Here is a 21,573-nt window from a genome sequence, read left to right on the forward strand (position 1 = left end):
CCCAGGGCGGGTTCCACTCGCACTTTCACGCCCTGGGCGCAGAGTCAACGCAGGGTGATGAGCGGGATCGCGACCTCCGCGGGGGTGAGCCCACCGTGCAAGCCCACCAGCTGGGCGGTCTGCGGCGGCTCGTGGTCGGTTGCCAGGATCGCGGTGTCGCCGGTACAGGTCACGACGACGTCGCCGATGCGGGCCAGGTGCTCGGAGCGCACCGGTCCGAACCGGCCGGCGGCCACAGCCTGCTCGCGGGTCTGCACCAGGGCCCGACCGGCCAGGCGTTCGGTCCAGGCGGCCAGCACATCTGCCGTCGCGCCGGGCTCGGTGTGCAGGTAGCGCACCCGCGGCTCGCCGGCGACCACCCGGATTCCGGCGCGCAACGCCGGGTCCGCGTCGAGATCGATGCGCGCCTGCTCGGGCACGTTGAGCCCGCCGTGGTCGGCGGTGACCACCAGCGCGGCGTCGCCCGGGAGGTGCTCGAGCAGATGACGCAGCAGCGCGTCGACTTTGGCGGCGGCAGCATGCCAGTGCGAGGAGCCGACGCCCGAGACGTGTGCGGCGTGATCGAGTGCTGCGGTGTAGCCGTAGACCAGACCCGGCGAAGCCAGCTCCGCGGCGAGCCGCGGCGCGTAGGGCTCACCCTTGGCCACCGGGCGGAACTCCGCGCCGCGGTAGGCGGCCTCGGTCAGGCCGCTGCCGATGAACATCTCCGGCAGCACCGCCCGGGCGCTGACGCCGGCGTCGCGGAGTCGTTCGAACCAGGTCGGCACCGGCTGCCAGGCCCCCGGCGGCGGGTCGTCCGCCCAGAAGATGTGGGTCAGCACCCGATCGGTTCCGGGCACGTTGACGGTGAAGCCCAGCACACCGTGCTCCCCCGGCAATACGCCGGTGCCCAGCGAGACCAGGCTGGTGGGTGTGGTTGACGGGAAGGTGCAGGCCAGCTCGGTCAGCTGCCCAGCGGCACCGGCCAGCACCGAGGCCAGCAGCGGCGCGTCGGCCACCAGCTGCGGCAACAGGTGCAAGCCCAGCCCGTCGACGAGCACCACCGCCAGCCGCCGCACATCGCCGATCCGCTCTTCCAGGCCGAGGACATCGGGCGCGCCGGGCACGCCGAGCGCTGCCGCCGCGGACGGCAGGATGTCACAGATCGAACCGGGCACCGGTTCAGACTGCCACCTTGGCTACGGCGCCGCTGCCGGCTCGGGCGCCGGCGCGCTGTTGGCGGCGCTGGTGTTCGACTTGGTCCGCGCTGGGCTATTGCCCGAGCCGCCCGAGCCACCCGAGCCGCCTGAGCCACCCGAGCCGCTTCCGGTGCTGGGGATGCTGAACTTGGGCAGGCTGGGCAGATTGTTGGAACTGCCGCTCCCCGAGCTGTGTTCGGCACTACCGGCACCGGTGTCGGCGGGTGTCCCGGAGCCGTTGTCGGTGGGCGCCGCGGGAGTGCCGTCCGCGGGAGTACCGTCGGCGGCGGCCGGCGTGTTGTGGAAGAGCTGGTCGAGCTGCCCCAGCGGATCTTGAAGGACGCCGAGATCGGTCAGGTCGCCCGGATCCGTGGGGAGGATGCCGCCCGGGTCCACGTCGGCGCCGGCGGTGGCCGCGCCCAGGACGGTGTCGAGCAGATCGTCGAGGTCGGCATGCGCGGTCGGTGCGGCCAGCAGCCAGCAGCCCAGCGCCACAAACGCCGTAACTACCCCTCGGGCTGAACCGCCACGCCGGCGACCGCTCATCTCCTCAAAACCCTTCCGCTACGGGGCCGGGCAATGGTCGGCTCGGCGAGGACGAACCTAGCCGCTTCAACTCCGATTACGCGAGTCGAAATGGGCCGCGAATAACAATGTTCAATGACCGTTCACCTATCGTCACCCGGCACGCCACCGTCAGCACATCGACCGGCATTTCCGCAGGTGGAGGCGGCAATTGAGACGGCCGTCACAATGGTTAACAGTTAAAATCACCGCGAACAATTCTCTTTCCCACATAACAGCGCTCGCCGCGCACATGCGGAATTGAAGACCGGCGCCGGGCGACACAAAAAAATCAGGCCGATCGTTAAAAGCCCCCACCGGCCGGCGGCGGTCGCAGCGCGGCGAATCGGGCCCCCAGGCGGAGCCGCCGCGTTAGCGTTCATCGGTGACCACAGCTCCGATCGATCTCGGCTCCTGGATCGCCCGGCGGGCGGCGGCAACACCGAAGCTGCCGGCGATAACGTTCGGCGACAACACCTGGACATATCGGGATTTCGCGGACCGTATCGACCGGCTGGCGGCCGAGCTGCTCGCCGGTGGAATGCGTCGCGGCGACCGCGTCGGCTATGTCGGCCTCAATCACCCCGACTTTCTGGTCACGCTGTTCGCCGCCGCCCGGATCGGCGCGGCCTTCGTACCGCTGAACTGGCGGCTCACCGCCGACGAACTCTGCTACATCCTGGACAACGCGGGAGTGCACACCCTGCTGGCCGACACCGAGCGCGCCATGGTGGTCGACCCGGTGCGCACCGAAGCGGGCTTGCAGCGCACGATCGCGCTGGCGCCGGTTCCCGGCTGGGAGGTGGCCGACGACCTGCTCGCGCGGCGCGCCCCGCTGGCCGACCCGGTGTTCGCCGAGCCTGACGAGGTCGCGGTGATCATGTACACCTCAGGCACCACCGGGCGCCCGAAGGGGGCCATGCTCACCCACGCCAACCTGTTCTGGAACAACATCAATGCGCTGTTGGCGTTCGACACCAGCCAGCAGGACGTGTCGCTGGTCTGCGCGCCGCTGTTTCACATCGGCGGGCTGAACGTCACCACGCTGCTGACGCTGCAGAAGGGCGGGCGGATCGTGCTGATGCCCACCTTCGATCCGGCCGAAGCCCTCAAGCTCATCGCCGAGCACCGGGTCACCACCATGTTCGGGGTGCCGGCGATGTTCCTGTTCATGAGCCAGCGCCCGGAGTTCGCCGAATCCGACCTGTCCAGTGTGCGCAACTTCGTCTGCGGCGGCGCCCCGGTACCCGAGGCGCTGATCCGCCGCTACGGCGAGCGGGGTATCCCGTTCGCGCAAGGTTACGGGTTGACCGAAACGGCGCCGCTGGCATTGGTACTGCGCACCGACGAGGTCGGGGTGAAAATCGGCGCCGCCGGCAACCAGGTACTGCCACTGTCGGACGTGCGACTGGTCGACGCCAACAACGCCCCGGTGCCCACCGGTGCGCGCGGCGAGATCTGCGTGCGCGGACCGCAGGTGATGGCCGGCTACTGGCGTAACCCGCAAGCCACCGCCGCGGTGATCGACTCCGAGGGTTGGTTTCACACCGGCGACATCGGTCAGGCCGACGACGAGGGATACATCTGGGTGATCGACCGGGTCAAGGACATGGTGATCTCCGGCGGCGAGAACGTCTACCCCGCCGAAGTCGAAGATGTGCTCTACGGGCACCCGGCCGTCGCCGAAGTCGCGGTGCTGGGCACCCCGCACGACAAGTGGGGTGAAGCGGTAACCGCGGTGGTGGCGCTGCAGCCGGGTGCGACGTTGACGCTGGAGGAGCTGCGCGAGTTCGCCCGGGACAAGCTGGCGGCGTTCAAATTGCCGATCCGGTTGGAGTTCGTCGACACGCTGCCCCGCACGCAGTCCGGAAAAGTGGTGAAGTACCAGCTGCGCGAGGCCATCTCGGAGCACCTCGAGACCTGAGGTTCCCGCGGAGACGCAGGTAGACCGGCAGCGGCCGTCCGCACAACGGTGAAGCAGCTCAACATCGGCTACCGGAGTCGGCGGCGGCACCGGAGGCACTGGCGGAAGCGGTGCCGCGGGCGGCGACGCCAGTTACGTATCCGGCGGCGGCAACGGCGGCAACGGCGGCCTGACAATGGCAGGCTGAACCCATGAGCACCCACACCACCCCGGCGTTCGACCCGCTCGACCCGCTGAGCCTCGACTCCCTGCTCTCCGACGACGAGATCGCGCTGCGCGATACCGTCGCGAAATTCTGCGCCGAACACGTCATGCCGCACATCGCCGAATGGTTCGAGATCGGCGATCTACCGGCGCGCGAACTCGCGCGGGAATTCGGCAAACTCGGGCTGCTCGGCATGCACCTGCACGGCTACGGCTGCGGCGGGGCGTCCGCGGTGCATTATGGGCTGGCCTGCGTGGAATTGGAGGCCGCCGACTCCGGCCTACGTTCCCTGGTGAGCGTGCAAGGCTCGTTGGCGATGTTCTCGATCTACAACAACGGTTCCGAGGAGCAGAAGCAGCAGTGGCTGCCGGGCATGGCCACCGGTGAGGTCATCGGCTGCTTCGGGCTGACCGAACCCGACGTCGGCTCGGATCCGGCCGCCATGACCACCCGCGCCAAACGCGACGGCTCGGACTGGATACTCAACGGCCGCAAGATGTGGATCACCAACGGGTCGATCGCCGACGTCGCGGTGGTGTGGGCGGCCACCGACGACGGCATCCGGGGCTTCATCGTGCCCACCGACACCCCCGGGTTCTCCGCCAACATCGTCCACCACAAGCTGTCGCTGCGCGCCTCCATCACCAGCGAGCTGGTGCTCGACGAGGTGCGGCTGCCGGCCGATGCGATGCTGCCCAAGGCCCGCGGCGTCAAAGGCGCGTTGGCCAGCCTGTCCGAGGCACGCTACGGAATCATCTGGGGGGCGATGGGCGCGGCCCGGTCGGCGTGGCAGTCGGCCCGCGACTACGCCACGGCACGCACCCAGTTCGGCAAGCCGATCGCCGGCTTCCAGCTCACCCAGGCCAAACTCGTCGATATGGCCGTCGAGCTGCACAAGGGACAGCTGCTCTCGCTGCACCTGGGCCGGCTCAAGGATCGCGCCGGCCTGCGTCCCGAGCAGGTCAGCTTCGGCAAACTCAACAACACCCGCAGCGCGCTGGAGATCTGCCGCATCGCACGAACGATCCTGGGCGGCAACGGGATATCGCTGGAGTACCCGGTCATTCGGCACATGGTGAATCTGGAGTCGGTGCTGACCTACGAGGGGACCCCCGAGATGCATCAACTCGTGCTGGGTCAGGCCTTCACCGGGTTGGGTGCCTTCCGCTGATGCTGGGCTACGGCTCGGAGCACCGACAATTCCGGGAATTGGTCCGGGATTTCGTGCGCAGCACGGTCATTCCCGCCCACGAGGACGCCGAACGCGACGGCACCTGGGATCGCTCGATATTCATCGAGGCCGGCCGGCTCGGCCTGCTCGGATTCCCGATCCCGGAGGAGTTCGGCGGCCCCGGTGTCAACGACTTCCGCTACCACGCGATCGTCGTCGACGAATTGCAGCGCGCCGGTGCCGCAGCGGAAGCTATCGCGTTCTCGCTGCAAAACGACGTCGTGCTGCCCTATCTGACCGACCTGACGAACACCGAGCAGAAAAAGCGTTGGCTGCCGGGGGTGGTGACCGGCGAAACGGTGCTCGGCATCGCGATGACCGAACCGGGCACCGGCAGCGACCTGGCCGGCATCACCACCACCGCGCAGCGGGACGGCGATCACTACGTGGTCAACGGCGCCAAGACCTTCATCTCCAACGGACAAAGCGGTGATCTATTCGTGGTGGCGGTCCGCACCGGTGACGACCGGCACCAGGGCCTGTCCCTGCTGGTCGTCGAACCCGACACACCCGGCTTCCACCGCGGCCGCAACCTCGCCAAGATCGGTCTGCACGCCCAGGACACCTCCGAGCTGGCGTTCACCGATATGCGGGTGCCGGTTGCCAACCTGCTCGGCGAGGAAGGGCAGGGCTTTTACCAGTTGATGCGCAACCTGCCCCAGGAACGGCTCTCGCTGGGGGTGGGCGCCGTCGCCGCCGCCGAAGGGGTGCTGGCCGAAACGCTGGACTACGTAAAGCAACGCCAGGCCTTCGGCGCCCCGATATCCGGTTTCCAGAACACCCAGTTCGTGCTGGCCGAGGTGGCCACCGAATTGGACGTGGCCCGAACCTATCTCGACGCCTGTATCGCGGAGCACCTAGACGGCAAACTGACCGCGGCGCGCGCTGCCAAGCTCAAATGGTGGACCACCGACGTGCAGTTCCGCACCGCGCACCGCTGCCTGCAGCTCTACGGCGGATACGGCTACATGCGCGAGTACCCGGTGTCCCGGGCGTTCGTCGACGCCCGCATTCAGAGCATCTACGGCGGCACCAACGAGATCATGAAGACGATCATCGCCAAGGACCTCGGGATATGACAGCGGCATCACCGTAGTGATGCGGTCTCCCAACGGAATTCGACCGATGCTCGTGGAGTTCCGCCCAACCGTTGTGCCCCTTCCCTAGATCACGCGGCCGAACTGCGGCAGCGCACCGAGACCATCCGTCCAGATTCTTAGACCGTCCGCCCGGTAATCGAACCCCGGCGATCAAGCAGCAAATACCACATGGAAGAGTCGTAGAAATGACGAGTCACGAGGTCCTTGGCCAGCGGGCGGCAGCCTTCTTGGCGATGCACCAGCCGGGCAATCCGGTGATCGCGCCGACCGTGTGGGATGTGTGGTCGGCGAAGCTGGCGGTGGGCGCCGGATTCGCCGCGCTGACGATCGGCAGCAAGCCGTTGGCTGAGTCGATGGGCCGCAGCGACGGCGAAGGGATGGCCTTCACCGACGTGCTGGGCCGAGTCCGTCAGATCACCGAGGCCGTCGACGTGCCGGTCTCCCTCGACGTCGAGTCCGGCTACGCCGAATCCGCCGAGCGGCTGGTCGAGGCCCTGCTGGAGGCCGGTGCGGTCGGCTGCAACATCGAGGACTCGGTGCACAGCGAAGGCAAGCGGCTGCGGTCGTCCGCCGAGCACGCCGAGTATGTGGCCGCCCTGCGGGCAGCCGCCGACGCCGCCGGCACGCACCTGGTGATCAACGCCCGTACCGACCTGTTCCTGCGCCAAGACGGTGACGACACCGACCGCATCGACCGCGCCATCGCCCGGCTGACCGCATGCGCCGAAGCCGGCGCGGACGTGCTCTACCCGGTCGGCCGCCACGACGCGGAGACGTTGCGCACCCTGGCCTCCGGGCTGCCCAGGCCGGTCAACGCGCTCGCCGCGCCCGACTCCGACGACCCGGCCTCGTTCGGCAAGCTCGGGATCGGGCGGGTCAGCTTCGGCCCGCTGTTGCAGGTCGCCCTGGGCAAGCACGCCGGGGAGGTTCTCGCCCGCTGGTCCTGAGGCTTCCCCAGGAACTTGACACCTGTTAAGTTTCTCGGGTGGACAACATCCGTGGCAAGACCGTTGCCATCACAGGTGCCGCCCGGGGGATCGGGCTGGCGACCGCCGCGGCCCTGCTCGCGCGCGGTGCCCGGGTAGTCATCGGCGACCGCGACACCCGCGCGCTCGACACGGCGGTGCAGGGGCTGGGCCCCGGGCAGCCCGTCACCGGCTACCCGCTCGACGTCACCGACCGGGAGTCGTTCTCGACGTTTCTGGACAAGGCTCGTGCCGACGGTGACGGCCGCATCGACGTGCTGATCAACAATGCCGGCGTGATGCCGGTCGGACCGTTCCTCGACCAGACCCAAGAGACCATTCGCTCGGCCACCGAGGTCAACTTCTACGGCGTACTCAACGGGTGCCAGCTGGTGCTTCCCGAGATGGTCAAACGCCGCAGCGGCCACATCATCAACGTCGCCTCGATGGCCGGGATCGTGGCGGTCCCGGGCCAAGTGCTCTACGCCGGAACCAAATTCGCCGTCGTGGGCTTGAGCACCGCGATGTCTGACGAATTCGCACCGCAGGGTGTGGCGGTCACCGCAGTGCTACCGACGTTCACCAACACCGAATTGATCTCGGGCACAACACCGTCGGCGGCCCAGCGGCCGGTGGAACCCGAAGACATCGCGGCCGCGGTGGTCAAGGTACTCGACAAGCCGAAGACCCTGGTCTCGGTGCCCGGTTTCGGGCGTCGCACCGCGATCCTGGCGACCCTGCTACCCGATCGGGCCCGCCGCTGGCTCAACAAGAAGACGGGCAACGACACGGTGTTCCTGCAGCTGGACACCGCGGCCCGGCAGGCCTACGAGGACCGCGCCCGGCATGCCACTGGGGTTATCGACAACGACTAACCCAGCGCCTGGTCCAGGTCGGCGATCAGATCATCGGTGCCCTCCAGCCCGACCGAGATGCGCACCACCCCGTCGCCGAGGCCGATCGCGGCACGTCCTTCCGGCCCCATCGCCCGGTGGGTGGTGGTCGCCGGATGGGTGATCAGCGACTTGGCGTCGCCGAGGTTGTTGGAGATGTCGATCAGTCTCAGCTTGTCGAGCAACTCGAACGCCCGCTGCTTGGCCGCGCCCGCCGGGGCATCGAGTTCGAAGGTGACGACGGTACCGCCACCGGACATCTGCCGGCGCGCCAGGTCGTGCTGTGGATGCGACGCCAGAAACGGGTAGCGCACCCAGCGCACCGCGCGATGCTGCTCGAGGAACTGCGCGATCCGCAGTGCCGCAGCGTTGGCGTAGTCGACCCGAATCGAAAGAGTTTCAAGGCCTTTCAGCAGCAGCCAGGCGTTGAACGGGCTGAGCGCCGGGCCGGTGTGACGCATCAGCGTCTGCACCGGACCGTCGATGTAGTCCTGGTCGCCCAGGATCGCCCCGCCGAGCACCCGGCCCTGCCCGTCGAGGTGCTTGGTGCCGGAGTACACCACCACGTCGACCCCGAGCGGAAAGCCCTGCTGCAGCAGCGGAGTGGCGAACACGTTGTCCAGCACCACTTTCGCACCGGCAGCATGAGCCAACTCGGTGACCGCGGCGATGTCGACGAGCGACTGCATCGGGTTCGACGGTGTCTCGAAGAAGACTGCGGTGGTCGGTACCGACAGTGCCTGCTCCCACTGCGTCAGGTCGTCGCCGTCGACGAAGACGGTCTCCACGCCCCAGCGGGGCAGGATCTCGTTGCAGACCACGAAGCATGAGCCGAACAGGCTGCGGGCAGCCACCAGTCGATCACCGGCACTCAGCAGCGCACCGAGCGAGACGAAGACCGCCGCCATGCCGCTGGCGGTGGCGAATGCCGCCGGGGCGCCCTCGATCAGCCGCAGTCGCTCCTCGAACATCGACACCGTCGGGTTGCCGTAGCGCGAGTAGACGAACCGGTCGACCTCGCCGGTGAACGCCTGCTCCGCGGCGGCTGCGGAGTCGTAGACGTAGCCGGAGCTGAGGAACAGCGCCTCGGCGGTCTCGTCGAACTGCGAGCGCAGCAGCCCGCCGCGCACCCCGATGGTGGCCGGGCTGACGCCGTCCGGCAGCGGTTTGGGGACGCGGACCGACGGTTCAGCGACGCTCGACGAAGGAGAACCGACGCTGGGACCGGCGCATGAACCCGAGCGCTCGCTCACGACTGCTTCCAGGGCAGGCCGACCGCGCGCCAACCGGTGCCCCCGCGGTGAGCATGCGCGTCGAGCTGGCCTTCGAAACCGTCCAGCACGTTGTAGGACGGGGCGATGCCGGCCGCGGTCGCGGTCTCGGCGGCCGGGATGGAGCGGTTGCCCGAGCGGCACAGGAAGACCGCCGGCCCGGCCGGGACCCGGGCGGCCAGCTCACGCGCGAAGTCCAGGTTGGGGCTGCCGTCGGAGTGCACCCACTCGATGCACACCACCTGGCGGCCCAGATCGGACAAGTCAGGCAGTCCCACGAAGCGCCATTCGGCGTCGGTGCGCACGTCGACGAGCGTCGCGGTGGGGTCGTCGCGCAGTATCGCCCAGGCTTGCTCGGGGGTGATGTCTCCGGCGTAGCTCACCTGCCGAAGTGTCGCACCCGCGGCGGCTCCACGCCACGCCGGGGGTCAGGGCCAGAGCTTGCCCAGAACCGCCGCGACCTGCTCGGCCCGGTCGCGGGCGACCGCCACATCGGGACCCGTGGCCAGCGCCAAACCCAGCCGCCGGCGGGGGTGCCCCTCGTGGTGGCCGAACACCACCACATCACTTTCGGTCACGCTGAGCGCATCGGCGACCACCGCCACACTGTCTCCGGTCGCCTCGGTGGCGGCCCCGCCCGGCGGCCGCCGCGAGTAGATCAGCCGGGCGGCGCCGGGCGAGACCAGGATGGCGTCGGTGGTCAGCCCGAGGATCGCGCGTGCCTGCAGTTCGAAACCGGAGAGCCGCTGGGTGCGCAACGTCAGCAGCGCGGCATCGTAGGGGCGGACATTGACGCCGGTGAAGTACACCTCGTCGCCGTGAACCAGTAACTCCACCCCGAACAGGCCGCGTCCGCCGAGGGCCCGCGCGATCCGTGCGGCGACCGACTTGGCCGCATCCAGCGCCACCGCGCTCATCGGGTACGGCTGCCAAAGCTCCACGGTCAGTTGCCCGTTCGGGTCCTCCTCGGTGCGGTGCCCGATGGGCGCGCAGAAATCCAGTGCCGGCCCGTCCGCGCCGTCGCGGTGCACCGCCAGCAACATGACCTCGCTGTCGAACTCCACCACCCTCTCGGCCAGCACCCGGGCCGGTGTGCCCGCAGCGGCGACCGAAACCGCACGTTCCCAGGCGGGTTCGATGTCGCTGTCACGCACCATCACCGAGCGGCCCTCGCCTACGGCTCCTCCCAGCGGTTTGACCACCATCGGGAATCCGCCGTGCTTGGCCACCGCCCGCAGCTCCTCGACCGAACCGGCGAACCAGAACGGTGCGGTCGGCAGCCCGAGCTCGTCGGCGGCCAGCCGGCGCAACCCCTCCGGGTCGGCGGCCAGCTGAGCACCGCGGATGCCCGGCACCACCGCGGTGAGATCCGTATCGGCAATGGCGGCCAGCGCGTCGGTGGCCACCACGTCGGAGGCGACCACCACGACCTTCGGCTGCAGCCACCTGATCGCCGCGGCCAGTTCGTCGTTGTCGCTCAGATCCACCACCACGGAGCGGTCAGCGACCCCGTGCAGCGCGGCATCGGCGTAACGGTCGACGGCGATCACCTCGGCACCCAGGCGTTGCAGCGCCGTCACCAGTTCACGGCTGAGCTCACCGGAGCCGAGCAGGGCCACCCGGGTCCGGCTGGGACCGTCTGCGGACGACCGTTCGGTCGTGAACGCCCGCTCCTTCTCGGCCTCGCCGTCCAACCGCCCTATCCTCCCGCCCCGAGGCAATGTTGCATGGTGCTCAAGGATAAGCGGGAACACGGACGGAGGTGCGAACGACGGTGAACCCTGCGCTATTGGGCTCGCTGGTGGCCGCCGTGCTGGTCGCGGCCATCGCCCGGCATCACAAACTGTCCGCGCCGCTGGTCCTGGTGATCGCCGGTCTGCTGGTCGGGCTGATTCCGGCGGTGCCCGACATCGCGCTGCGGCCCGACCTGGTGCTGTTCGTGATCCTGCCGCCGTTGTTGTGGTCGGCGGGACTGGAGAGTTCGTTCATCAACATGCGCCGCAACCGCCGTTCGATCATGCTGCTGGCGGTCGGCCTGCCGCTGGCCACCACCGTCGCGGTCGGTGTGGTCGCCTACTACACCGTGCCCGAGTTCAGCTTGGCGGCCGCGTTGACCTTGGGTGCGATCGTGGCGCCGCCGGATGCGGTCTCGGCGACCGCGGTCGGCCGCCGGCTCGGGCTGCCGCGCCGGATCATGACGCTGCTGAGCGGGGAGAGCCTGCTCAACGACGCCACCGCGCTGACCGTCTACAAGATGGCGCTGGCCGCGGCGATCGGCGCCGCGACCGGCTGGGGCACCGGGCTGGCGATATTCGTGCTGTCTGCGGTCGGTGGTGTGGTGGTGGGGGTGGTCTTCGGGGCGCTCATCGTGGTCATCCGGGCCCGGTTGACCGATCCGCTGGTGGAAAGCGCGGTCGGGTTGGTCGCCCCGTTCGTCATCTACCTGGTGGCCGAGGAGGTGCGCGGCTCCGGGGTGCTCGCGGTGGTGGTCGCCGCATTGATCCTCGGGCAGCGTTTCACCCGCGCCCACTACGCCACCCGGCTGCAGGACCAGGCGGTCTGGCGAGCGGTGCAACTGGTGCTGGAATCCTTGGCGTTCCTGCTGATCGGCCTGCAACTACCGACGGTGGTGCAGAACCTGCGCGGGGTCCGCTTTTCGAGTCTGACCCTCGCCTCGCTGGCCGTCTTCGCGACGGCGCTGGCGGTCCGCGTGGTGTGGGTGGTGACGTTCTCCTACCTGCCGCGGATGCTGTCCGCACGGATCCGGCAACGCGAGCCCGCCCCCACACCCGGACAGGTGTTCATCCTGGCGTGGGCCGGGATGCGCGGCGTGGTGTCATTGGCGGCCGCCTTCGGTGTGCCGGCGGCGACGCTGGCCGGTCAGCGGTTCCCGGGCCGCCCCCAGCTGGTGTTTCTCACGTTCGTCGTCGTCGTCGGCACCTTGCTGCTGCACGGGATGACGCTGCCCTGGCTGATCCGGCGGCTGGGGGTCCGCACCGACCAGGACCGCAACGACGCGATCGCGGCGGCCGCCGCGCAGGACAAAGCGGCCCGTGCCGCCGCCGACCGGCTGGATGAGGTGCTCGCCTCCAGCGAGCCGTCGCCGGCCAGCGAGCGCGCCGCCGACGCCTTGCGCACCTGGAACACCCGGCGCCGCAACGCGGCCCGCGAGCGGCTGCGCCGGTTGGATCCGGACAACGACGACAGCGACGAGACCGCCGCCGCGGCGTTTCGCCGATTGCGGCTGGAGATGCTGGCCGCCGAGCGTGCGGCGCTGATCGCCGAACGCGACCAGGGCCACATCGACGACCAGGTGCTGCGCACCCTGCTGCACCGGTTGGATCTGGAAGAGGCGACGCTGAACCTGGATTAGTTTCCGCCCCGGCGAACAGTCCCCCGCCGGCGCAACTGAATACAGTGGGTGCCATGACTGTGCTGACATCGCCGAAGACCTATGCGGGGCTGGCGGCCTTCCAAGTTGCCGACGCGGTGGCCTGCGCCATCCCGGTGCCCTACATCGCCAAAGCCCTGGACACCGTCGGGTGTCCGCAGCGGGTCCGGCCGATCCTGCCGATCGTCAAGGTCGCTTCGGCGCTCGGCCTGCTCTCGGCGCAACGGTTCCCGGTGCTGGCCCGGGTCACCACCGCCGCCTTGACGCTGTATTTCGTCCTCGCGGTGGGCGCACACCTCCGGGTCCGCGACAGCGTCGCCAACACCGTGCCGGCCGCGTCGTTTCTGGCCGTGTTCGCGGCGATGACCCTCAAGGGTCCAGACTCGCGTTAAGGCTGCCCCGGCAACAGCCGCACCATCAACCCCTGCGCTTCGGCCAGCACGGTCCCGTCGGTGTCGGTGAGCTCGGCGCTGATGAACGCCTTGCGCCCCTCCGCCTTGTCGATCCGGCCGTGCACCAGCAGCTTGGTGTCGATCGGGGTGACCTTGCGGTAGTCGACGTGCAGGAACGCCGTCCGGCTGATCGGCCGGTTCGCGGCGTGCACCACCATCCCGAACATCCAGTCGAACAGCAGCGGCAGCACGCCGCCGTGCACCGCGGAGTTGCCGCCCACATGGAACCGGCTGAACCGCCCCTTCATCGAGACTCCATCGGGCTCGAACCGGGTGATCCGCCACGGCGGCAGCAGCAGGCTGCCCATGCCGGCCAGCGACGGCGCCCGTCCGGCCGGGGCGACCGCCTGCGACGCCGGGAACTTCTCCAGCAGCCCGACCAGCGCCTCGACGCGGTCGGCGGCGTCGTCCCAGGTGGCGCCGTCAGGGGCGGTGGACACCGCCAGATCCTGCAGGCGCCGCATCGTGGTGACGAACCGCGCGAAGCCCGGACTCGGCTCCACGACTGCGAAGTCCGGGAATCCGCCGTGGCTGGCGTAGTCGGGGTCGAGATCGGTGCCGTCTGCGCCTTCCAGGGGCCCTCGCTCGCTCATGCGCCGTTCCGCACGACGTCGCGGCGCACGATGGTCTGCTCCCGGCCCGGCCCGACACCGATGCACGAAACCTGCGCTCCGGCAATCTCTTCCAGACGCGAGACATAGTCGCGGGCGTTGGGGGGCAGCTCCTCGAACTCCCGGGCCGTGGAGATGTCCTCCCACCAGCCCGGCAGCTCTTCGTAAATCGGTACGGCGCGGGCGAATTCGTCCTGCGTCATCGGCAGTTCGTCGGTGCGCTTGCCGTCGACGGTGTAGCCGACACAGACCGGCACGGTTTCCAGACTGGACAGCACGTCGAGCTTGGTCAGGAAGTAGTCGGTGATGCCGTTGACCCGGGTGGCATAGCGGGCGATCACCGCGTCGAACCAGCCGCACCGCCGCCGGCGGCCGGTGGTCACGCCGAACTCGCCGCCGGTCTTGGACAGGTATTCACCATGCGCGTCGAACAATTCGGTCGGGAAGGGTCCCGAGCCGACGCGGGTGGTGTAGGCCTTGAGGATGCCCAGCACCGTGGTGATGCGGGTGGGTCCGACGCCGGAGCCGACGGCCGCCCCACCGGCGGTCGGGTTGGACGACGTCACGTAGGGGTAGGTGCCGTGGTCAACGTCGAGCAGCGTGCCTTGGGAACCTTCCAGCAGCACGGTCTCGCCGCGGTCCAAAGCGCCGCCCAGCACCAGCGCGGTGTCGGCGATGCGGTGCTTGAACCCCTCGGCCTGCGCCAGCAGATCCTCGAGCACCTGCTGCGGGTCCAGCGCCTTGCGGTTGTAGATCTTGACCAGCACCTGGTTCTTGAACTCCAGGGCGGCCTCGATCTTCTGGGCGAGCGTCTGTTCGTCGAGCACATCGGCGACCCGGATACCGATGCGGGCGATCTTGTCCTGGTAGCAGGGCCCGATGCCGCGGCCGGTGGTGCCGATCTTCTTGCTGCCCATGTAGCGCTCGGTCACCTTGTCGATGGCGACGTGGTAGGGCATCAGCAGGTGCGCGTCGGCGGAGATCAGCAGCCGCGAGGTGTCCACGCCGCGCCGTTCCAGTCCGGCCAGCTCGTCGAGCAGCACCCCGGGATCGACCACCACACCGTTGCCGATGATGTTGGTGACGTGCGGCGTCAGCACCCCGGAGGGGATCAGGTGCAACGCGAAGTTCTCCCCGGTGGGCAACACCACGGTGTGGCCGGCGTTGTTGCCGCCCTGGTAGCGCACCACCCACTGCACTCGTTCGCCGAGTAGGTCGGTGGCTTTCCCTTTGCCCTCGTCACCCCATTGGGCGCCGATGACGACGATTGCCGGCATGGATTCTCGCTAACTGTCTTGGCTTACTGTGGTCCAGCCGGGGTCTGAGCCTATCTGAAGCGATTCACAAGGAGAGCGTTGAACGCCACTAACGCCCCTGAAACCGCCGTTCTGCAGTTTGCCGGGCGGCCGCTGCCGCGCCCGCTGCGGGGGCTTCCGACGCTGCCGGTCGACGACGACGCAGCCCCGGTGGACGCCGCGATCGACCGATTCGGCCGGCTGGTGGTGGTAGGCGGAGACGCCGACCTGGCACGAGTGCTGACCCGGTTGCTGCGCGCGGACCGGTTAGACGTCGAGGTCGGGTACGCGCCGCCGCGGCGTACCCCAGCGACCAGGGCTTACCGGCTACCGGCCGGCTGGAGGGCGGCGCGGCGGGCCCGGCGCGGCACCGCTGGGCCGGTGCCGCTGATCCGCGACGACGCCGGGACGGCGCTGGCCGGTGCCGGGCGCTGGGTGCCGGTGGACGGCACCGTCGTGCTGCGCGGCGAGGGCATCGTCGACGACACCGCCCTGTTCGACGGTGACGTGGCCGGGGCGCTGATCGAGCCGATCGGCACCGCACCGGGGCTGCGGGCCGGGATTCCGTCGCGGCGCGGGCGGGTGCGCCGCTGGGTGACGGGCCGGGCGGCACAGCTGGGCACCACCGGTGCGCTGGTGGTGCGCGACGGGGTCTACGGCACCCGGACGGTGAAGCGGTCCACGTTTTATCGGCACATCGAGGACTGGTTGTTGGTCCGATAGGTTCACGGGGTGAATGTCAGCCCGCTGCGCGGCCAGGCCGTACGGCCTAGCCCGGTCTTCCTGGCGCTGGTGGCGGTGACCGCCCTCGGCGGTGTGCTGGCCTGGCGGGCCGCCGCCGACATCCGGCCGCTGGCCTACGCCGGGGTGTTCGTGTTCGTCATCGCCGGCTGGCTGGTCTCGCTGTGCTTGCACGAGTTCGGCCACGCCGTCACCGCCTGGCGCTTCGGTGACCGCGACGTCGAGATGCGCGGCTATCTGACGCTCAACCCCCTGCGCTACACCCACCCGGGGCTGTCGCTGGTGCTGCCGATGCTGTTCATCGCCCTGGGCGGCATCGGCCTGCCCGGCGGGGCGGTGTTCGTGCAGACCTCGTTCATGACGCCGCTGCGACGCACCCTGGTCAGTCTCGCCGGGCCGGTGACCAACCTGGTGCTGGCGGCGTTGCTGCTGAGCGCCACCCGGGCGTTCTACGACCCGGCACATCCGGTGTTCTGGTCCGGGGTGGCGTTCCTGGGTTTCCTGCAAGTCACCGCGGTGGTGCTGAACCTGCTGCCGGTGCCCGGACTGGACGGCTACGGCGCGTTGGAGCCGCATCTGAGCCCACAGACCCGCCGCGCGCTGGCGCCGTTCCAGCAGTGGGGCCTACTGGTGCTGTTGGTGCTGCTGATCTCGTCGCCGGCGCTGAACCAGAAGTTCTTCTCGCTGGTGCTGTGGTTCTTCGACCTGTCCGGTGTGCCGCGCCTGCTGGTGTCGTGGGGGTTGAGCCTGACCCAGTTCTGGAGCGGCTGGTTCTAACGCGCAAGCCCCACCGCGCCCAGCGTGAAGCCAGGTTCACGCTCGACCGTCCAACGTGAACCTAACTTCACGTTCGGCAACGAGAGACGACATATATTTGCTAGCCATGGCCAGCGGTCACGACCACTCCCACACCGACTCCCGGTTGTCCCGGATGGTCCTCGGGGCGGTGATCCTGTCGGCGTTCTTCGCGATCGAGCTGACCACGGCGGTGGTGATCAACTCGATCGCCCTGCTCGCCGACGCCGGGCACCTGCTCACCGACCTGGCCGCCCTGTTCATGGGGGTGGCGGCGGTGATGTTGGCCCGGCGCCGCAGCACCTCGCCGTCGCGCACCTATGGCTGGCACCGGGCCGAGGTGTTCACCGCGGTCGCTAACGCGGTGCTGCTGATCGGGATGGCGACGTTCATCCTCACCGAGGCGATCCGCCGCATCGGCACCGCGCCGGATGTGCCCGGTGGGCCGATGATCGTCGTCGCGGCCGCCGGACTGATCGTCAACATCGGGGTGGCCCTGCTGCTGCGCTCGCATTCGACCCGCAGCCTCGCGGTGCGCGGCGCCTACATGGAGGTGGTCGCCGACACCGTCGGCAGCGTGGGTGTGCTGATCGCCGGTGTCGTCACGGTGACCACCGGCTGGCCCTACGCCGACGTGGTGGTCGCCGTCTTCGTCGCGCTGTGGGTGCTGCCGCGGGCGTTCGCCCTGGCCGGGGCGGCGCTGCGGATCCTGTCGGAGGCATCCCCGAGCCACATCGACGTCAACGAATTGTGCTCGGCTCTGGCCGCCGTCGACGGGGTGACCGATGTGCACGATCTGCACGTCTGGACGCTGGTGCCGGGCCAAGACATGGCCACCGCTCACCTGCGCACCGACACCGACCCCGGCCGGGTGCTCGGCCAGGCCCGCATCGTGCTGGCCGCCCGCGGCCTGACCCACGCCACCGTCCAGGTGGAGCCGCCGGGACAGGGCGGCGACTGCCCCATCGGATGCTGATGCCACGCACGGCACGTGCTCCAAAACCGGCCAGGTTCGGTCAGTAAGCTGCCACTAGCGTCAGCCGTTCCGAATCAGCCGGCGGACATTGGAGGACACAGCCACTCATGCCGAACCCACCGGAGCCGGACCGCACCGAGCCGACCGAAGACAGCGCCGCCGCTGCCGCCGAGCAGACCGACGGCGACGAACAGGTCACCGAAGTCCATCCCATCGTCTCGGCCGAGGACGACACCGCTACCACCGCCATTCCCGACGCCTCCGCCGAAGCCGAGGCTGCCGAGAAAGCCAATGCCGAGGCCGTCACCGAGGTGATCGCGACCGAGGCTGCACCCAAGGAACCCGGCCCCGCCGCGGACGGCTCGCCGGAGCGCCGGTTCACCGCGCCCGGATTCGACGCCGGTCAGACCGAGGTCATTCCGTCGGTGGGTGACGCCAGCACCGAGTTGATCGCTCGGCCGGGCGTTGAGCCCGGAAAGGCCATACCGCAACAGATTCCGCCGCGGCTGGGCGGCAAGCTGCCCGGCACCGTCTCACGCAGCTGGGGCTGGGTGATGGCGCTGATCCTGATCATTCTGGCGCTGGCCGCCGTCGCGGTGCTGGGCACGTTGTGGCTGACCCGCGATGACCGGCAGGCGGCCTCGCAGGAAGAGCAGGTCCGCGGCACCATCTCGAATTTCGACATCGCCATGCAGAACGGCGACCTCGCGGCGCTGCGCAGCCTGACCTGTGGCGACATCCGCGACCGCTACGTCAATTACGACCAGAAGGCCTGGGACGACACCTACCGCCGGATCGCGGCAGCCAAGCAGTATCCGGTGGTCGCCAGCATCGACGAGGTCGTCGTCAACGACGGGCACGCCGAAGCCAACGTCACCGCGTTCATGGCCTACGAGCCGCGGGTCCGCTCGACCCGCAGTTTCGACCTGCAGTTCCGCGACGACCAGTGGAAGATCTGCCAGTCCCACGGCGGCTAGAAACGTTCGTTGACTCTGCGCCTACGGCGGGGCTTACTCGAACTTCCCCGCCGTGGACGCAGAGTCAACGACTTAGGCCAGGCTCTTGCCGGCGCTGTGCAGGTCGTTGCAGGCCTCGATGACCCGCTCGGTCATGGCGGCCTCGGCCTTCTTGAGGTAGCTGCGCGGGTCGTAGGTCTTCTTGTTGCCGACCTCGCCGTCGACCTTCAAAACCCCGTCGTAGTTGGTGAACATGTGCGCGGCCACCGGGCGGGTGAACGCGTACTGGGTGTCGGTGTCGACGTTCATCTTCACCACGCCGTGCTGCAACGCCTCCTCGATCTCGGACTTCAGCGATCCGGAGCCGCCGTGGAAGACGAAGTTGAACGGCTTGGAGCCGGCCGCCAGCCCCAGCTTGGCCGCCGCCACCTTCTGGCCCTCACCCAGGATGTCCGGGCGCAGCTTGACGTTGCCGGGCTTGTAGACGCCGTGCACGTTGCCGAAGGTGGCAGCCAGCAGGTACTCGCCGTGGTCGCCGACGCCGAGCGCGTCGACGGTCTTCTCGAAGTCCTCCGGGGTGGTGTAGAGCTTCTCGTTGATCTCGGCTTCCACCCCATCCTCTTCGCCGCCGACGACGCCGATCTCGATCTCCAGGATGATGTTGGCGGCGGCCGCCTTGGCCAGCAGCTCCTTGGCGATGGTCAGGTTCTCGTCGATCGGCACCGCCGAGCCGTCCCACATGTGCGACTGGAACAGCGGGTTCTTGCCGGCCTTGACCCGCTCGGTCGAGATCGCCAGCAGCGGACGCACGAACCCGTCCAGCTTGTCCTTGGGGCAGTGGTCGGTGTGCAGCGCCACGTTGATCGGGTACTTGGCGGCGATCACGTGGGCGAACTCGGCCAGTGCCACCGCGCCGGTCACCATGTCCTTGACGCCGAGGCCGGAGCCGAACTCCGCGCCACCGGTGGAGAACTGGATGATGCCGTCACTGCCGGCGTCGGCGAAGCCCTTGATCGCCGCGTTGATCGTCTCCGACGACGTGCAGTTGATCGCCGGGAACGCGTAGGAGTTCTCCTTGGCGCGGCCCAGCATCTCGGCGTAGACCTCGGGGGTGGCGATGGGCATGGAACTCTCTCCTCCTGGCTGACCGAACCTGACGTCGAGTATCTCAGGAACGGTTTCCCCCGCGGCCCCCGGTATGTTGGTGCGTCATGAGCACCACCGCGGTCGCGATGCCCGGCCTGCTGGACCCGATGTACTGGCTGGGCGCCGGCGGTCTCTTCCACGGCGCGGTGCTGCCCGCCATCTTGGTGGTCGTCTTCATCGAGACCGGCCTGCTGTTTCCGCTGCTGCCCGGCGAATCGCTGCTGTTCACCGGTGGTCTGTTGTCCGCCAAGGGGCTGGCGCCCGAGATCTGGATCCTGGCGCCGGCGGTGGCGATCGTGGCGATCCTCGGCGACCAATGCGGGTACTTCATCGGCCGGCGGATCGGGCCGGCGTTGTTCAAGAAGGAAGACTCCCGCTTCTTCAAGAAGCACTACGTCACCGAGTCCCACGCCTTCTTCGAGAAGTACGGGCCGTGGGCGATCATCCTGGCCCGGTTCGCGCCGTTCGTCCGGACGTTCGTGCCGGTGGTCGCCGGCGTGTCCTACATGCGCTACCCGGTTTACCTGGCGTTCGACATCGTCGGCGGCATCGTCTGGGGTGGCGGGGTGACGACGCTGGGCTACTTCCTGGGCAACGTGCCGTTCGTGCACGAGAACCTGGAGAAGATCATCCTGGCGATCCTGTTCATCTCGATGATTCCCGCGTTCATCGCCGCCGGGAAGGCCTGGCGCAGCCGGCGCACGCCCGCGGGTGACGCTGAGTCCGCGCTCACGGCGCAAAAGTCCGAGTAGACCGCACCCCGGGCGCTGACTCACCGCAGACGGGCCGCCGCCTCCATCAGCATCCACCCCGACAGCTGCACCGACAGGTCGCGTTCGGGCACCTCGGACTCGTACACCGCACCGGCAATCGAGGTGGCCACCGCGCCGTCGGCCCGGGGCAGGTCGGCGGTGCGATCCCAGAACGCCCCGAACAGCGGCAGCCCGTCGATCGACTGCCGGTAGTCCCACGCCGATTTCGCCGACCCCAGCACCAGCTCCGCGGCGGTGTCGCGCGCCTCGGTGTCGGCGGCGGAATCCCCCGGTAGCTCGGTGGCCACCAACGCCAGATACCGCGCGGTGATCCCGGCGAACAGCCCGCCGTCACCGCCGCCGGCGCCCTTGAGCACCCCGCCGGGCGCCATCTGCTTGTGCACCGCGGCCACCAGCCGGTGCACCCGGTGCGCATGCCGCTCAGCCCGGGTACGCACCGCCAGTTCGGTCTCCAGGCCCAGCACCACGCCCTGGCAGTAGGTGTACTCCGCGCGCACCAGCGAACCGGACCGGATGCCGTCGAACACCAGCCCGGTATCCGGGTCGATCAAGGTGGCGTCGATCCAGTCGCCCATCTCGCTCGCGCGCTGCAGCCAACCGGGCTCGCGGGCCAGGAAGATCCCGGCCGGGCCGTTGGCGGGGGCATTAAAGAACGGCTCGGTGAACTGCTCGTCCTTGCGCCACGGGATGCCACCGCCGTCCTGGGGCATCCAGGAGTCGGTTAGCTCGCGGGTCAAGGTGCCCAACGCGCGATGCCGGTCGATGCCGGTGACTGCGCAGGCCCGCTGGATCGCCAGCGCCAGCCACGCCATGTCGTCGTAGTAGGCGTTGGTCCAGCGGAACATGTTGCGCAGCCGGTGGGTGCGGATCTGGCGCTTGATTCGGGTCACCCGTTGGGTTTGCGGGTCACGCAGTTGCGCGTCGACGAGGCAGTCCAGCAGGTGCGCCTGCCACCAGTAGTGCCAGTGCGGGGCGCGCCGGATCGGCGGCCAGGCCACCACTCCCAGCTGAGTGCCGGGGAGATGCCAGAGCGGTTTGAGGTGTCTGGCGGTGACAGCGGCCTCGGCGCTAGCGGCCCGATTCGCCCAGAGCAGATCCATAGCCCC

The 21,573-nt window shown here is 69.0% G+C and carries 21 protein-coding genes; 12 read left to right on the forward strand and 9 right to left on the reverse strand.

Annotated features, from left to right (window positions below):
- Window positions 1-44: 44 nt before the first annotated feature.
- Both A5694_RS21840 and A5694_RS21845 read right to left on the reverse strand, forming a co-directional pair.
- Window positions 45-1,157, reverse strand: a complete 1,113-nt coding sequence (locus A5694_RS21840) for an alkaline phosphatase family protein (RefSeq protein ID WP_064924385.1) — start codon at window positions 1,155-1,157, stop codon at window positions 45-47.
- A 21-nt stretch (window positions 1,158-1,178) separates the two neighbouring features.
- On the reverse strand, window positions 1,179-1,724 hold the full coding sequence (locus A5694_RS21845; RefSeq protein ID WP_234786382.1) for a hypothetical protein: 546 nt from the start codon (window positions 1,722-1,724) through the stop codon (window positions 1,179-1,181).
- Window positions 1,725-2,127: 403 nt separating this feature from the next.
- Between A5694_RS21845 and A5694_RS21850 the strand changes: the two genes are divergently transcribed.
- The 5 genes from A5694_RS21850 to A5694_RS21870 all read left to right on the forward strand — a co-directional run bounded on the left by A5694_RS21850 (window position 2,128) and on the right by A5694_RS21870 (window position 8,042).
- On the forward strand, window positions 2,128-3,666 hold the full coding sequence (locus A5694_RS21850; protein ID WP_064924387.1) for an acyl-CoA synthetase: 1,539 nt from the start codon (window positions 2,128-2,130) through the stop codon (window positions 3,664-3,666).
- Between the two features lie 191 nt (window positions 3,667-3,857).
- Complete coding sequence (locus tag A5694_RS21855; protein ID WP_064924388.1) at window positions 3,858-5,042, forward strand: acyl-CoA dehydrogenase family protein; 1,185 nt, start codon at window positions 3,858-3,860, stop codon at window positions 5,040-5,042.
- Window positions 5,042-6,181, forward strand: coding sequence for an acyl-CoA dehydrogenase family protein (locus A5694_RS21860; protein WP_064924389.1), 1,140 nt, complete (start codon window positions 5,042-5,044; stop codon window positions 6,179-6,181). The genes A5694_RS21855 and A5694_RS21860 overlap by 1 nt, the downstream gene beginning before the upstream one ends.
- Before the next feature lie 206 nt (window positions 6,182-6,387).
- Window positions 6,388-7,149: an isocitrate lyase/PEP mutase family protein gene (locus A5694_RS21865; protein WP_064924390.1), complete on the forward strand. Its 762-nt coding sequence runs from the start codon at window positions 6,388-6,390 to the stop codon at window positions 7,147-7,149.
- 38 nt (window positions 7,150-7,187) lie between these two features.
- Window positions 7,188-8,042: an SDR family oxidoreductase gene (locus A5694_RS21870; protein ID WP_064924391.1), complete on the forward strand. Its 855-nt coding sequence runs from the start codon at window positions 7,188-7,190 to the stop codon at window positions 8,040-8,042.
- On the opposite strand, the gene A5694_RS21875 is transcribed toward A5694_RS21870, so the two are convergent.
- Genes A5694_RS21875 through purT form a run of 3 tightly spaced genes read right to left on the reverse strand, consistent with a single transcriptional unit; the run spans window position 8,039 to window position 11,025 of the window.
- Window positions 8,039-9,313: an O-succinylhomoserine sulfhydrylase gene (locus A5694_RS21875; RefSeq protein WP_082952802.1), complete on the reverse strand. Its 1,275-nt coding sequence runs from the start codon at window positions 9,311-9,313 to the stop codon at window positions 8,039-8,041. The two genes, A5694_RS21870 and A5694_RS21875, sit on opposite strands and share 4 nt — an antisense overlap.
- A complete protein-coding gene (locus tag A5694_RS21880; protein WP_064924392.1) occupies window positions 9,310-9,714 on the reverse strand; it encodes a rhodanese-like domain-containing protein in 405 nt (134 codons plus the stop codon). The genes A5694_RS21875 and A5694_RS21880 overlap by 4 nt, the downstream gene beginning before the upstream one ends.
- A 45-nt stretch (window positions 9,715-9,759) precedes the next feature.
- Window positions 9,760-11,025 carry a formate-dependent phosphoribosylglycinamide formyltransferase gene (purT, locus tag A5694_RS21885; RefSeq protein WP_064924393.1) on the reverse strand — a complete coding sequence of 422 codons (1,266 nt, stop codon included), beginning with the start codon at window positions 11,023-11,025 and terminating at the stop codon, window positions 9,760-9,762.
- Window positions 11,026-11,105: 80 nt separating this feature from the next.
- Between purT and A5694_RS21890 the strand changes: the two genes are divergently transcribed.
- Both A5694_RS21890 and A5694_RS21895 read left to right on the forward strand, forming a co-directional pair.
- On the forward strand, window positions 11,106-12,704 hold the full coding sequence (locus A5694_RS21890) for a Na+/H+ antiporter (RefSeq protein ID WP_064924394.1): 1,599 nt from the start codon (window positions 11,106-11,108) through the stop codon (window positions 12,702-12,704).
- 53 nt (window positions 12,705-12,757) lie between these two features.
- Complete coding sequence (locus A5694_RS21895) at window positions 12,758-13,114, forward strand: DoxX family protein (RefSeq protein ID WP_064924395.1); 357 nt, start codon at window positions 12,758-12,760, stop codon at window positions 13,112-13,114.
- Here A5694_RS21895 and A5694_RS21900 read toward each other — a convergent pair.
- Complete coding sequence (locus tag A5694_RS21900; protein ID WP_064924396.1) at window positions 13,111-13,767, reverse strand: PaaI family thioesterase; 657 nt, start codon at window positions 13,765-13,767, stop codon at window positions 13,111-13,113. The two genes, A5694_RS21895 and A5694_RS21900, sit on opposite strands and share 4 nt — an antisense overlap.
- Complete coding sequence (locus tag A5694_RS21905) at window positions 13,764-15,062, reverse strand: adenylosuccinate synthase (RefSeq protein ID WP_064924397.1); 1,299 nt, start codon at window positions 15,060-15,062, stop codon at window positions 13,764-13,766. The genes A5694_RS21900 and A5694_RS21905 overlap by 4 nt, the downstream gene beginning before the upstream one ends.
- Before the next feature lie 78 nt (window positions 15,063-15,140).
- On the opposite strand from A5694_RS21905, the gene A5694_RS21910 reads away from it, so the two are divergent.
- The 4 genes from A5694_RS21910 (at window position 15,141) to A5694_RS21925 (ending at window position 18,569) form a co-directional block, all read left to right on the forward strand.
- Window positions 15,141-15,803, forward strand: a complete 663-nt coding sequence (locus A5694_RS21910; RefSeq protein WP_428844292.1) for a peptidase M50 — start codon at window positions 15,141-15,143, stop codon at window positions 15,801-15,803.
- A gap of 9 nt (window positions 15,804-15,812) precedes the next feature.
- On the forward strand, window positions 15,813-16,598 hold the full coding sequence (locus A5694_RS21915; protein ID WP_064924398.1) for a site-2 protease family protein: 786 nt from the start codon (window positions 15,813-15,815) through the stop codon (window positions 16,596-16,598).
- 106 nt (window positions 16,599-16,704) lie between these two features.
- The gene (locus tag A5694_RS21920) at window positions 16,705-17,592 is read left to right on the forward strand and encodes a cation diffusion facilitator family transporter (protein WP_064924399.1); all 888 of its coding nucleotides are present in this window, start codon (window positions 16,705-16,707) and stop codon (window positions 17,590-17,592) included.
- Between the two features lie 107 nt (window positions 17,593-17,699).
- A complete protein-coding gene (locus A5694_RS21925; protein ID WP_064924400.1) occupies window positions 17,700-18,569 on the forward strand; it encodes a hypothetical protein in 870 nt (289 codons plus the stop codon).
- A 72-nt stretch (window positions 18,570-18,641) separates the two neighbouring features.
- Here the strand turns inward: A5694_RS21925 and fbaA are convergent, their stop codons facing one another.
- Window positions 18,642-19,673, reverse strand: coding sequence for a class II fructose-bisphosphate aldolase (fbaA, locus tag A5694_RS21930; protein ID WP_064924401.1), 1,032 nt, complete (start codon window positions 19,671-19,673; stop codon window positions 18,642-18,644).
- A gap of 86 nt (window positions 19,674-19,759) precedes the next feature.
- Between fbaA and A5694_RS21935 the strand changes: the two genes are divergently transcribed.
- Window positions 19,760-20,446, forward strand: a complete 687-nt coding sequence (locus A5694_RS21935) for a DedA family protein (protein ID WP_064924402.1) — start codon at window positions 19,760-19,762, stop codon at window positions 20,444-20,446.
- A 20-nt stretch (window positions 20,447-20,466) separates the two neighbouring features.
- Here the strand turns inward: A5694_RS21935 and A5694_RS21940 are convergent, their stop codons facing one another.
- Window positions 20,467-21,567, reverse strand: a complete 1,101-nt coding sequence (locus A5694_RS21940; RefSeq protein WP_064924403.1) for a glycoside hydrolase family 76 protein — start codon at window positions 21,565-21,567, stop codon at window positions 20,467-20,469.
- Window positions 21,568-21,573 lie beyond the last annotated feature (6 nt).

The sequence above is a fragment of the Mycolicibacter sinensis genome (assembly GCF_001667945.1).
GTDB classification, from domain to species: domain Bacteria; phylum Actinomycetota; class Actinomycetes; order Mycobacteriales; family Mycobacteriaceae; genus Mycobacterium; species Mycobacterium sinense_B.